Source organism: Thiothrix lacustris DSM 21227 (assembly GCF_000621325.1).
Taxonomy (GTDB): domain Bacteria; phylum Pseudomonadota; class Gammaproteobacteria; order Thiotrichales; family Thiotrichaceae; genus Thiothrix; species Thiothrix lacustris.
In genome coordinates, this window is record NZ_JHYQ01000047.1 from 1 (window position 1) to 11,957 (window position 11,957).

Consider the following 11,957-nt stretch of genomic DNA (forward strand, 5'->3'; position numbering starts at 1 on the left):
GCATATTCTCACGGCACGCTGATTCGATTTTGCGGCTACTGATAATGCCACGGCTGTAAGCTAACAGGATGATTTTGAGTAACACCGCTGGGTCAAAAGCGGCTGCGCCCTGCACATCATTCTTATAACGCTGGTGGAAGTCTTCAAGGTCAAGTTCCTTATCCACCAAATGACGTAGCGCGTATTCAAATGTACCCGGCAGGATTTGCCGGTCAAAGTCCACAGCCAACAGTTTTACGCCTTGATGAATCGGTTTGTAGCGTGCCATGCCTGCCTACTCATTCGGGTGCTTGCGATGCTTGATTATCCCACAAAATGGCGGTTCGGAGGGTTTTTCTACAGCCTCAACGGATGATTTCACGGTTATCAATAATCGCGTCAAACCTTGTCCTTTAGGGCGAGGATATAAGCGTCTTCGACTTTCTTTGATGAAGTGTCGTTCATCCAGTGGTTTTTTACCGTCATGCCTCTACACTCTACCCCATGAATCCTATCACCACCACCTTGAAAACGCTCAAAGTTCGCATCCGCGACAAACACGCGCCCGTGTTGCGCCAGTGGGCGTTTGAGTGCAATCAGGTGTGGAATTTCGCTAATGCTTACACGGCAGAATACAGCAATATCGCCATTCCCGGCGTGGGTTGGGTACGCAGCAACATCACTGCTTTCGACCTCGCCAAACAGCAGGCTGCGTACAAAAAAGAGCGCGGCTTCACCCTGCATTCGCAAACCGTGCAAGAAGTCACTGAGGCCCACGCGAAAGCCCGCAAACAGTTCAAAAAAGACAAATTGCGCTGGCGGATTTCCGGTGGCTCCCAACGTTCGCTGGGCTGGATTCCCTTCAAGTCGGGTGCGGCGGTTTGGAAGGACGGACAAGTCCGTTACAACAAACATTTTTTCAAAGTGTGGGACAGTTACGGCTTGTCACAATACGCTTTCAGGTCTGGCTCTTTCACGGAAGATGCGCGGGGACGTTGGTATTTCAATGTGGTGGTGCAGGTTGAAGTTGTTACAAATGAAAGCCAAACCGCGATTGGTATTGACCTTGGCTTAAAAACCACGGCCACTTGTAGCGATGGCAGGGTGCTGGAACGCCAGCAGCGTTACCGAAATCTTGAGGTGAAACTCGGAAAAGCCCAACGCGCCAAACAAAAACGGCGCGTGAAAGCCATTCATGCCAAAATCAAACATCAACGCAAGGACGACACCCACAAATTCACCACCGCACTGGTGCAACAGCACGGTGTCATATTCGTCGGCAACGTCAGCAGTGCTGGCCTCGCAAAAACCACGATGGCGAAAAGCGTCTTGGATGCAGGCTGGTTCATGCTTAAAACCCAACTGAAATACAAAGCGATCGCGCGGTCAGTGGTGTTTGAAGAAGTCAACGAAGCGTACAGTACCCAGACGTGTTCGTGTTGCGGAAATCTTTCCGCCAACAGTCCGAAAGGTAGAGCAGGGCTTGGAATAAGGGAGTGGATGTGTGCCGACTGTGGCACGCTGCACGACAGAGATGTCAATGCAGCCCGCAACATTCTCGCGGCTGGGCATAGCCGTCTCGCAGGAGGAATCCTCGCCCTTTAGGGCGGGGATGGTGTCAAGTATAGGGAACAACTCACGTGGTTGCAAAACTGGGCACAACGCTCTAAGCACAAACCCCTGATCATTCGCGGTGCACGCCAAGTCGGTAAAAGTACTTTGGTCAACCTGTTTGCCCAGCAATCAGGGCTGGAATTGGTATTGCTCAATTTCGAGCGTAATCCCGAATATGCGCAAGTTTTTACCAGCAAAGACCCGGCACAGGCTGTCAATATGCTGGCATTGCTGTTCAATCAGAGCATTACGCCCGGCAAGTCGCTGCTGTTCCTTGACGAAATACAGGCACAACCCGCCGTATTGGGTGCATTGCGTTATTTTTACGAGGAAATGCCTGATCTGCACATTATTGCTGCGGGTTCGTTGCTGGATTTTGAACTGGCATCACCCAGTTTTTCCATGCCGGTCGGACGCATCAGTTACCTGCACATGGGCGCGATGAATTTCACCGAGTTTCTGGTAGCCGTGGGCAAGGATAAACTCGCCCAATTTGTCAAAACGTGGCAAGTGGGCATGGTGATTCCGCCCGTCTTGCACACCGAGCTGATGCAATGGCTACGCCGCCACATGGCAGTTGGCGGAATGCCGGAAGCGGTGGCGGCTTTTGCCCAATCCGGCAGTTATCAGGTGTGCGAGGAAATCAAACAGGACTTGCTGGCAACGTTTACTGATGATTTCGCCAAGTATGCGAAAGCCAACGATCAGGAACTGATTCGCACCGTTTTCCGTAAAGTGCCTGCGGTGTTGGGGCAGAAAATAAAATACGTGGACATGTACCGCGAACGCAAAGCGGCTGATGTGGCGCAGGTTATCGAGCAATTGTGTCAAGCACGGGTCATCACTAAAGTCACCCACACCGCTGCTAACGGCTTGCCGCTGAGTGCGGAAGAAAACCCCTCGTTTTTCAAGTTGTTGTTTCTGGACGCAGGGCTGGTTTCCAGCGTGCTGAACCTGAGCTATCAGGCATTGCAGGCAGAAGACCTGATGTTGGTAAATGCCGGGGCGCTTGCCGAGCAATACGTTGGGCAAGCCCTGCTGAACAGTCTGGAGGCGCACGAACACCCTTACATCCATTACTGGGCGCGGGAACAGCGTTCGAGTTCGGCGGAAGTGGACTTTGTGATTGCTTGTGAACGTCACGTTGTCCCCGTCGAGGTCAAAGCGGGGAAAAGCGGCTCGCTGAAATCCCTGCACTTGTTCCTGAAAGAAAAGCCCAGCCCGCTGGCGGTGCGTTTCAATGCTGATTTGCCTAGTGTGCTGGAAGGTGTGCATCCGCTGGACAATGGGCAGACGAAAAACTACGTGTTGCTGTCGTTGCCGCTGTATTTGGCAGGGGAGTGCCGCAGGGTGGTTGTAGCGTATGACTCATGCCAATATCCTGCAAGCGGATAGGCGCACGACCGGGGAAATCTATGCTCAAATTCAGTTTGTCGCCATCCCGCGCTTTCAGGCAGTCATTGGAACCCAACCCGGCAATGCTTCCACCCGAGCCAACCACTGCTGCACATGGGGATAATCTTCAAGGCTGATTTCACCAGCGGGAGCCAACATCACATACGGATAACACGCAATATCCGCAATCGTCGGCCTGTCGCTAGCCAGCCAGTCACTCCCGGCAAGCTGCTGTTCCAGCACCGCTAGCCCGGCTTTGCCTTCTGCCTGGCACTGTTCCAGGTTGAAAGGGCGTTTCAACACGAGCACTGCCCGCGCCCGTGCCAGCCCGTACAGCAATTCGTTTTCGGAAAGTGCCAGCCATTGCATCACTCGCGCTTCTGCCGCCACATCTGTCGGCAGCCACTCGCCGTTACTGTAACGGCGGGCGAGGTAGACCAGAATTGCCATCGAATCCCAGATCACGGTGTCGCCATCCGCCAGTACTGGAATTTGCGCTCGTGGATTGAGTCGCTTGAATTCGGGTGTGAGGTTTTCACCCGCTTTCAGGTCGACATTCACCAGTTCGTAGTCTAGCCCCAGCAGGGCGAGCAGCAGACGTATCTTGTAGCCGTTGCCGGAAACGGGGTAGCTGTAAAGTTTGAGTGGGGTCATGGGGTGTTCCGCTTGGGTTTGTTCAAGTACGCTGGTGATCCGCGCCGATCAGTTCGATTTGGTAGCCATCCGGGTCTTCGAGGAAGGCGATGATGGTGGTTCCGGCATTCATCGGCCCCGCGTCGCGGATGATTTTGCCGCCTGCTGCCCGCATTTTTTCACAAGCGGCGTAGACATCAGGCACTTCCAGCGCGATATGGCCGAAGGCTGTGCCGAGTTCGTACTTGTCCTTGCCCCAGTTGTAGGTGAGTTCCAGCACGGTGTTGTCGGTTTCGTCGCCGTAGCCGATAAAGGCGAGGGTGAATTCGCCCGCTGGGTAGTCTTTGCGGCGTAACAGTTTCATGCCGAGGACATTGGTGTAAAAGGCAATCGAGCGTTCAAGGTCGCCGACGCGCAGCATGGTGTGTAGGATTCGCATGGTAAAACTCCGGTAGTGGGATGGGGTCATTCTACGGTCAAACGGAAATGCTCCGCCAGCAGCATTGCCTGTTCTTCCGCAGCAATGGTGCGTTTGGTGACCGTGTGACCCGCAATCTGTTTGAAAGCATCGCCAAACAGGATATTGCGCCCATCTTCCGTGAAGCGCACTACCAACGGTTTTTGGGTAAACACCGCATCCGGGTGGGTCGAATTCATCCAGTTAGCGGGGGCGAAATCAATCCATTCTACCGGGCAACGGTTGAAACTGTACTGCCTCGCCCATTCGCCTTCCACCAGCGCTTTGAGGATCAAATCGCCGTTTTCTTCACTGAGCATGAAGGTATCGGAATCTTGCTGCACCGGCGTATCCAGCACCACCAGCCGCAACGGTGCGCGGATGCCGTAGCTGCCAAAACCTAGATCGCACAGCCATTCCGCCCCTTCCACTCTCACTAGCAAGGCCGCATGGGTACGGGGGCGCTTGACCGGGTAAAATAGCGGGCGGGCTGCTACAAACTGCCATTCAATCCCCAAGGCTTGCAGCGCCAGCGCGAACAGGCCGTTGATTTCGTAGCAATAGCCGCCGCGCTGTCGACCGACGATTTTCGCCACAATATCATCGGGGTTTAGGGAAATCGGTTTGCCTGCCAGTACATCCAGATTTTCAAACGGCACGCTGCGTAACTGGTACTGCATCAGCGCTTGCACGGTGGCAAGGTCGGCATGTAATTCGCCTGCGTAACCGATGCGCTGGCAGTAGTTGGTGAGGTTGAATGTCTCGGCAATCATGAGTATTCCTTCGTGTCGTCAAAAGATTGAAATAAGGGTGGGCTATTCATACGCTGTACCATCCTTGTGGGTGAATAACCATTGCCCATCGACTAGCGCGGCCTGAAGATCCTCCCTTGCTGGATTCTGCCTTGATGCGCCCCCGGCAACGGTTTTCCTACGCGCCGGAATCCACGCTGTTTGAACTTGCCGCTGCTTACAGCTTCGGCATTGCTAAAAATCATCCTTAATAAACTGCACCACCAAGTTAGTCTGTTTGCCCCAGCCGTGGACGGCGGGGGGACAGGCTTTGGTGATACTGGGTAGCCTCGTTGCTTGCTGAATCAATGCGGGGAAGTAGGAGCCAAGTATTGCGCCATTCCCTGTAAAAAGGTTACGACGGGGATCACGCGAATACCATCAATTTCCAGTACATCCTGCCCGCCGTACACCAGATAGGGGGTTGCTTGCGGGTAATCTTCCCGGAAGCTTTTGAGACCGCTCAAATGTTTGTTTGAAATGGTGCGGTTGCGCTTGATCTCAATGGCGTAAAATCCCTCATCCCCGTAGCACACAATATCGACTTCAATCCCCGTAGCTGTGCGCCAGAAAGATAGGGTGTAACCCCAGTCATGGTAGGCATTCAAGGCGCGGATTTCTTGTAATACCAAGGATTCAAGACAGACACCTTCCAGCTCTTCCGGGCTATCCAGTACACCCTTGGGACGCAGGTGGTAATAAATGCCGGTGTCGAAAAAATAGAATTTCCGGTGTTGGGTCATTTTGCGTTTGGCGCGTTTGGTGAACACGGGCAACCGATAAGCAATCAATAAATCTTCAAGGATGGAAAAGTAATTTTCCGCCACCTTGCGGTTGATGTGTGCCTCTCGCGCTACATCGGTAATGTTCAGCGATTCCCCTTGGGAGAAACTGGCGATTTCCAGAAAGCGGCTGAATGCCCCGATATTGCGGGTCAGCCCTTCTTGCTGAACTTCCTGTTCCAGATAGGTTTGGATGTAAGCTTGCAAATAGTGCTTGGGGTTATCTTCGGTGAAAATGGAGGGCAGCATCCCAAATTTAAGCGCATTCAGCAGGTCAAAATCCTTGCCCACTTCCGCCACGGTTAGCGGGAAAAAATAGTACTGCAAGGCTCTGCCTGCCAGCAAATTGACGTTGCTGCGGCGCAGTTTGCGAGCGCTTGAACCCGTGAGAACAAAGCGCAGATTTTTGTTGCTCTCAATCAGGCGATGGACTTCATCCAGCAGGTTGGGGATTTTTTGGATTTCATCGAGTATCACCCACCCCGCATAATCGGCTGGAATGTATTCTTCCAGCCGATTTTCCGACCCTAACAAGCGTTGAAATAGCTCTGGCCTGAGAAAGTCGAGGTAGATGGCATCGGTAAAACAGGTTTTGAGCCATGTGGTTTTTCCAGTGCCACGCGGTCCAAACAGGAAGAAACTTTTGTTGTTGGGCGGGGAAAACAGGCGTTTATACATAACATTACCCTGTAAAATGGATATTGAAACGCCATTTTACAGGGTTTTTTGGAGTTTCTATAGCCAAAAATGTGAGAGCTCATCCTCGTTATAAAGCACTCTCAAGCCGCAGTACGCCCCGCCATACCGGGAAGCCGCAACACACCCGTTGCCAATGCTGTACCCACAATCACCACGCTGCCACCCAGCAACATACCGGCGTTCAGCGTTTCATGCAGAAACAGGTAGCCCCACAATATGCCAAACAGCGGAATCAGAAACGTAACGGTGATGGCGCGGGCAGCCCCAATATTCGCGATCAGGCGGAAAAACAACAGCAGCGCCAGCGCAGTACTGCCTGCACCCAAGCCAATGACCGCAAGCCAAGCGGTCAGCCCCGGCATTTTCGCAGGCCAATACCACCATGCCAGCGGCGTCAACAACACTGCTGATGTCAGTGAAGCACCCGCCGCATTGACGAGTGGTGGAACCTTGCCCAGATAACGTTTGGTCAGGTTGGTGGAAAAACCGTACAATAACGCTGCCAGTAACATGGCAATAATCGCCCAGCCTGAGCCACCCGGTTTGAAATCTGCCTTATCCGCCGCCAGCAGCGACACGCCGCCAAAGCCAATGACCAACCCCAGTATTTGCGAATAGCTCAGCTTGTCGCGTAGCCACACGGCAGCAACTATCGCGGTAAAAATCGGTGTCGCCGCATTCAGGATAGAGGCCAGCCCCGAGGTAATCGACAGCATTGCCCATGCAATCAATACATAAGGCAGCGCGGTACTGGAGACCCCCAATAGCGTAATCATGCCCGCGTGTTCCCGCAGCACCTTGACATGCCCCCGCCACAACAACAGTGGCATTAGGCAAGCGGCAGCAATCGCCATCCGCAGCCAGATCAGCGGCACAGCGCCAAAGGCTGGTGCATCGTAGCGCATGAACAAAAACGACCCTCCCCAGAGTGCCGCTAGCAGAATCATGTCAAACAGGTCGCGTGGTTTCATGGGTTATTTGCCTGCAAACGGTTTTCGCCGAGTAATGGGGGTATGATCTTGAGCATCCTATTAGTATCGACAGCAAAACCCAAGGAGAAAATCATGTCGCAAACACTCGTGCTATACCCCGCCTTCGTCATGGCACTGCTGACATTCACGGTCGCCATTTGGTTGCTGCGCTGCCGGATCAAGGCTGTCAAAGCCGGTTTGACACCCACCTATTTCAAGCTCAACCACGGTGCAAGTTTGCCGGATTATGTGGTGCAGGCCACCCAGCATTACGACAATCTGTTTGAAATGCCGCTGCTGTTTTATGTCGTGGTGGTGCTGACTTATGTGACACAACAGGCGGATTGGGGCTTGGTGTTGCTGGCTTGGGCATACGTTGGCGCCCGTATTGCCCACACTGCCATTCACTTGACCCACAACAAGCTGCGCCAGCGGATGCGGGTGTTTTTGCTCAGTTATGCGCTGTTGGTGCTGATGTGGGGGTGGTTGTTTATTCGCTTGGTAACAGCTTAGTCAGGGTCAACAGCTTGCTGACCGTATTCCAGTTACGGAATCCCGAGATCATTCCACCACCTTGCCCAAACGTTCCCAACGTATCGTGCCCGTGTCGCTGGAAAACCAGAGCTGCCGCGCTTTGCCGACCACATCTTGCAAGGGCACGGTGCCAAAATTACGTGAATCTTTGCTTGCGGTGCGGTTGTCGCCCATGACATACACCTCCCCGGCGGGCACGGTTAATTGGCCACCGTCAACATCGACCACATCCCCCGGCAAGCCGACAATGCGCTTGATGTAGTAAGTGGTGCGGTCATTCGGGTACACGAAAATGGCAATATCACCGCGTTGCACCGCCTGCTTGAAGCCGGGGCGGTTATAACGTTTATCGGCAAACAAAATATCTCCCGGCAGCAGCGTCGGCTGCATACTCGCGGAGGGGATGTGAAACGATTCCACCCAATGGTCGCGCACAAAGTCGGTGAGCAAGGGCAGAGCAATACCATTGCACAGCAGCAATACCAGCACATATAAACTACCGCGTTGCCACGGTTTTAGCACATAATTCTGCAAGCGTCGGGCGGTACGGAATGCATCCACCACGCTATACCCCCACAACCCGATGATAGTGAGCAAACTCAGTAACAGGGTAGGAAATGTCCAACTGACGGGCAGGTACAGCGCAATCACCACCATCACAGGAATGGCAAGCAGCGAAAAGCCCAGAAACAGCCAAGTCGCCTTATTGATGTCGCCATTATACAGTTGCCCATAACCGGGCAGGATGAGAGACATGAATGCCGCAAACCACGGCTGGCGGCGTTTGTAAGTCAGTGTGTCGTGTTGCATGAAAAGCTCCAGTGTTGTGATTCATACCTGTTTATACCGCCGGGGTAGGTAATGGTTACAAACGTTTTAACCTGCCGTACTGACTGCCCAGACGCCGAAGACAAAGCTCAGTAATTGCCCGATGCCCGCCAATGCACCACCTGCCAACGCCAACCATTGCAACCATTCCAGCGGTTGGCTACCGGGTGCGGGTAAGGGCAGGGTGGTGATATGTTGCATGACCCGTTCGCTGAAACCTTGCGGTACGTGCAACGGCTCGATTTGCAGTAATTGTTCCAGTGGATCGTTTGTCGCCATGTTTAAGCTCCCAGCCATTGGCGTAATTGTTCACGGGCGCGATGTAAGCGGACTTTTGCCGCACCTTCGCTACAGCCTTCGATGTGTGCAATGGCTTTCATGTCCAAACTCTGACTATACGCCAAGGCCAGCAGGCTGCGCTCTGATAGCGGCAAGCGTTGCAAGGCAATTTGCAAACGGCGTTGCTGTTCGTGTTGTTCGGTGTGTTCCAGCGGGGTGGGTTCTTGGCTGGCAACGTCAGGCGGGTTGTCGCCCCAGTGGGTTTCCAGCCGATTTCCGGCGCGTTCCAACTCGTTTAGTGCTAAGCGGCGGGCGATGGTGAATAGCCAGGTGGAAAATTCCGCCCGCTGTGCATCGTATTGCCCCAAGTGTTGCCAAGCGCGGGTGAAGGTTTCCTGCGCGAGATCTTCCGCCTGTGCCTGCGTGAAACCCATGCGCCCCAGATAGCTGAACAGCGGGCGCTGAAAACGCTCTACCAGCAGCGCGAATGCCTGCCGATTGCCGTTGGCGATGTGCTGGAGGGTGGTTTGGATGTCCACAAAGGTTCCGGGCTAGTGGGTGATACTGGTTATACAGGGGATTGGGGAAAAGGTTACAAGTAACCGTCAACTTTTACATTTTTCGTGAATGTTGTATGCGTATACGCTATCATCAAAAGCATGATAGTCACACTGGATACCAACGTATTACTGGCCGCATTGATCAGCGCGAATGGTGCGTCGAATTTTATTTTTCAGTTGATTTTAGAGGAAAAAATCAGGCTTGCACTGTCTACGTCAGTGGTTCTGGAATACGATGATGTACTCAAGCGCCCTGATACCCAGCGATTACACCAACTGAGTTTTTCGGACGTTGATGACATCGTGGATACCTTGCTGTTATTGGCGCGAAAACATGCCATTTACTATCGGCTTCGGCCTAATTTGGTGGATGAGGGTGACAATCTCATCTTTGAATGTGCGTTTACGAGTAATAGCCATTACCTGATTACTTCCAATATTAGAGACTTCAAACAGGCGGAATGGCGAGGCGCAGCCTTCGAGGTTGTAACCCCGAGAGATTTTTGCAAACGATGGAGAAGTAGCCATGAGTGAAGCCAGCCTACTTAAAACACAAGTTGTTACCTTGCGCGTACCTAATGAATTAAAAAGCCGCTTGGAGCAACAGGCGAAATCTCAAGGTGTTTCGCTGAACAATTTAGCCAATTATCTGCTGACAACGCAACTTAGCCAGCTTGAAACTTTGTCGGGTATTGAGCAGCGGTTACGCGGTAGAAACCTCAATGACTTGAAGCAAAAAATTGCCTTTCTGTTGAATAAAGTGCCACATAATCCTGATCTGCCAGAGTGGGACAGATTGTGAGTTCCGGCATTTTTTTTCAAACGTGGGATGCGCCAGTGGGGCGGCTGTTTATCGCTGCCGATGCCGAGGCTTTACGCGCAGTGGCATTTGAAGGCAACTGGCCGCGCATTCGTTCCACCCTAGGCAATGTGCAGGAACAAACCCATCCGCTGATTGAGCAAACCATAGCGCAGTTGCAAGCCTATTTCGCAGGGAAACGTCAGGCATTTGATGTGCCTTTGCTGCTGGCTGGCACGGACTTCCAGCAACGCACTTGGCAAGCCTTGCGTACCATTCCCTATGGCGAAACCCGCAGCTATTCCGAACAGGCAGGTGCTATCGGGCAGCCGCAAGCCGTGCGGGCGATTGGGCATACCAACGGCTTGAACCCGATCAGCATTGTGGTTCCCTGCCACCGCGTTATTGCCAAATCGGGCAAGCTGGCGGGGTATGCAGGCGGCTTGGCGGCGAAGCAGTTTTTGCTGGATTTGGAGCAATTCACTGGTTTAGGCTCCTTGCCGGGAAGGCCGCCAGCTTTGCGTTCTGAGTAGGCGCATCAGCATCATGCCCAGCATATTCCTGTCTACCGACTGTGCGGAAAGCACAACGACCCCGGTATTGGTCTGCGGGTCAAGTGCCAGATACGCACTGTAACCGCCGACTTGCCCGTCATGCCAAGCGATGGAGGCGTTGCCGACAAAGCGGTCTAGCAGGCTGGCTTGTATCCAACCGATACCAGTCTTGCCTGAGCCTTGCCGGATATGCGTGCGTTTGAGCAGCGGGGTAAGCGGGTGATTGCCATCCAGATTGGCACGAATAAAGGACAGCATATCCGCCGCGCAGGAATGGAAGGCACCGGCACCCCCTAAGGCTGCGAATGTCCAGAGGCTGGCAGGCTTGCCTTGTCCGTCATAGCCTTGCACTAGGCGTTCCTGCATGACAGGGGGCAGGTCGATGCTGGTGTGGGGCATGTTGAGTGGGAGCAACAGGGTTTCTTTGACCAAGGCGTCCAATGGTGTGCCTGTCACCTTTTCCAGCAGATGGCCGAGCAGGCCAACCCCGTAGTTGGAATAGGCAAATTGCCCCGGTTTGCGTAACCCCACCGGGTTCTGCAAATACGCAAGAATTTCGGGTACGCCAAGGTGGCTATAGGGGTTTTCCATTAGCTGGTCTTTGCCTACGCGTGCTTCCAGCTTCGTCAGTAGCGGTTTGGGGACACGGGGAAAACCGGCAGTGTGGGTGGCGAGTTGCCGCAAGGTGAGGGTTTTTACCCTTGGGTCGAGTGAGTGCGAGTCATCCAACAAGGTTTCCAGCGTGGTATCGAGTGTCAACTGGCCTTGATCGCACAGTCGTTGCAACGTGGTGGTGGTCAGCACTTTACTGATCGAACCTATCTGAAAAATGGCCTCGGCATCCGGTGGCCTTGGGTTTTGCGTGCTGACTGATCCATAGCCTTTAGCCCATGTTTTACCCTGTTTATAAACACCGACGATCAGGCCGCCAGTCAGCCCTTTGCGGGTGAGCTTGTGGATTTCCTGTTCCAGTGCAGCTTCCAGGTCGCCGTTGAGGCTGTAGAAAAACCCTCCGAACCGCCATTTTGTGGGATAATCAAGCATCACAAGCACCAGAATGAGTAGGCAGGCATGGCACGCTA

At 53.4% G+C, this 11,957-nt stretch carries 16 protein-coding genes; 6 read left to right on the top strand and 10 right to left on the bottom strand.

All coding sequences use genetic code 11. The features are described from left to right. A partial coding sequence (locus Q394_RS0116400; protein ID WP_028490208.1) for a transposase occupies positions 1 to 268 on the bottom strand: 268 nt, incomplete at its 3' end. Between the two features lie 215 nt (positions 269 to 483). On the opposite strand from Q394_RS0116400, the gene Q394_RS0116410 reads away from it, so the two are divergent. Together Q394_RS0116410 and Q394_RS20870 are read left to right on the top strand one after the other, a co-directional pair. After that, a complete protein-coding gene (locus Q394_RS0116410; RefSeq protein ID WP_038141866.1) occupies positions 484 to 1,584 on the top strand; it encodes an RNA-guided endonuclease InsQ/TnpB family protein in 1,101 nt (366 codons plus the stop codon). Between the two features lie 39 nt (positions 1,585 to 1,623). After that, positions 1,624 to 2,988, top strand: a complete 1,365-nt coding sequence (locus Q394_RS20870) for an ATP-binding protein (protein WP_051543518.1) — start codon at positions 1,624 to 1,626, stop codon at positions 2,986 to 2,988. Between the two features lie 54 nt (positions 2,989 to 3,042). On the opposite strand, the gene Q394_RS0116420 is transcribed toward Q394_RS20870, so the two are convergent. From Q394_RS0116420 to Q394_RS20875, 5 genes are all read right to left on the bottom strand, one after another. After that, complete coding sequence (locus Q394_RS0116420; protein WP_028490210.1) at positions 3,043 to 3,642, bottom strand: glutathione S-transferase family protein; 600 nt, start codon at positions 3,640 to 3,642, stop codon at positions 3,043 to 3,045. Between the two features lie 22 nt (positions 3,643 to 3,664). Beyond that, entirely contained in the window at positions 3,665 to 4,060 is a 396-nt protein-coding gene (gene gloA, locus Q394_RS0116425) for a lactoylglutathione lyase (protein ID WP_028490211.1), read from the bottom strand. Between the two features lie 26 nt (positions 4,061 to 4,086). Next, positions 4,087 to 4,851, bottom strand: a complete 765-nt coding sequence (locus Q394_RS0116430) for an arylamine N-acetyltransferase family protein (RefSeq protein WP_028490212.1) — start codon at positions 4,849 to 4,851, stop codon at positions 4,087 to 4,089. Between the two features lie 323 nt (positions 4,852 to 5,174). Beyond that, the gene (locus tag Q394_RS0116440; RefSeq protein WP_028490213.1) at positions 5,175 to 6,329 is read right to left on the bottom strand and encodes an ATP-binding protein; all 1,155 of its coding nucleotides are present in this window, start codon (positions 6,327 to 6,329) and stop codon (positions 5,175 to 5,177) included. Between the two features lie 101 nt (positions 6,330 to 6,430). Beyond that, positions 6,431 to 7,321 carry a DMT family transporter gene (locus Q394_RS20875; protein WP_038141869.1) on the bottom strand — a complete coding sequence of 297 codons (891 nt, stop codon included), beginning with the start codon at positions 7,319 to 7,321 and terminating at the stop codon, positions 6,431 to 6,433. A 93-nt stretch (positions 7,322 to 7,414) separates the two neighbouring features. Here Q394_RS20875 and Q394_RS0116450 point away from each other — a divergent pair, with 93 nt between their 5' ends. Continuing rightward, positions 7,415 to 7,834, top strand: coding sequence for an MAPEG family protein (locus tag Q394_RS0116450; RefSeq protein WP_028490214.1), 420 nt, complete (start codon positions 7,415 to 7,417; stop codon positions 7,832 to 7,834). A gap of 48 nt (positions 7,835 to 7,882) precedes the next feature. On the opposite strand, the gene lepB is transcribed toward Q394_RS0116450, so the two are convergent. From lepB to Q394_RS20880, 3 genes are all read right to left on the bottom strand, one after another. Then, positions 7,883 to 8,665: a signal peptidase I gene (gene lepB / locus Q394_RS23005; RefSeq protein ID WP_028490215.1), complete on the bottom strand. Its 783-nt coding sequence runs from the start codon at positions 8,663 to 8,665 to the stop codon at positions 7,883 to 7,885. Between the two features lie 66 nt (positions 8,666 to 8,731). Then, the gene (locus tag Q394_RS0116460) at positions 8,732 to 8,962 is read right to left on the bottom strand and encodes a hypothetical protein (RefSeq protein ID WP_028490216.1); all 231 of its coding nucleotides are present in this window, start codon (positions 8,960 to 8,962) and stop codon (positions 8,732 to 8,734) included. Positions 8,963 to 8,964: 2 nt separating this feature from the next. Beyond that, the gene (locus Q394_RS20880; RefSeq protein WP_051543519.1) at positions 8,965 to 9,501 is read right to left on the bottom strand and encodes an RNA polymerase sigma factor; all 537 of its coding nucleotides are present in this window, start codon (positions 9,499 to 9,501) and stop codon (positions 8,965 to 8,967) included. 120 nt (positions 9,502 to 9,621) lie between these two features. Between Q394_RS20880 and Q394_RS0116470 the strand changes: the two genes are divergently transcribed. Genes Q394_RS0116470 through Q394_RS20890 form a run of 3 tightly spaced genes read left to right on the top strand, consistent with a single transcriptional unit; the run spans position 9,622 to position 10,854 of the window. Further along, on the top strand, positions 9,622 to 10,056 hold the full coding sequence (locus Q394_RS0116470) for a putative toxin-antitoxin system toxin component, PIN family (protein WP_028490217.1): 435 nt from the start codon (positions 9,622 to 9,624) through the stop codon (positions 10,054 to 10,056). Continuing rightward, on the top strand, positions 10,049 to 10,324 hold the full coding sequence (locus Q394_RS20885; protein ID WP_038141871.1) for a ribbon-helix-helix domain-containing protein: 276 nt from the start codon (positions 10,049 to 10,051) through the stop codon (positions 10,322 to 10,324). The genes Q394_RS0116470 and Q394_RS20885 overlap by 8 nt, the downstream gene beginning before the upstream one ends. Beyond that, on the top strand, positions 10,321 to 10,854 hold the full coding sequence (locus tag Q394_RS20890) for a methylated-DNA--[protein]-cysteine S-methyltransferase (protein ID WP_245606809.1): 534 nt from the start codon (positions 10,321 to 10,323) through the stop codon (positions 10,852 to 10,854). Before Q394_RS20885 ends, Q394_RS20890 begins: the two co-directional genes overlap by 4 nt. Here Q394_RS20890 and Q394_RS0116485 read toward each other — a convergent pair. Beyond that, positions 10,810 to 11,957: serine hydrolase domain-containing protein (locus tag Q394_RS0116485; protein ID WP_028490218.1), on the bottom strand; the 1,148-nt coding region annotated here is incomplete at its 5' end. The genes Q394_RS20890 and Q394_RS0116485 overlap by 45 nt on opposite strands.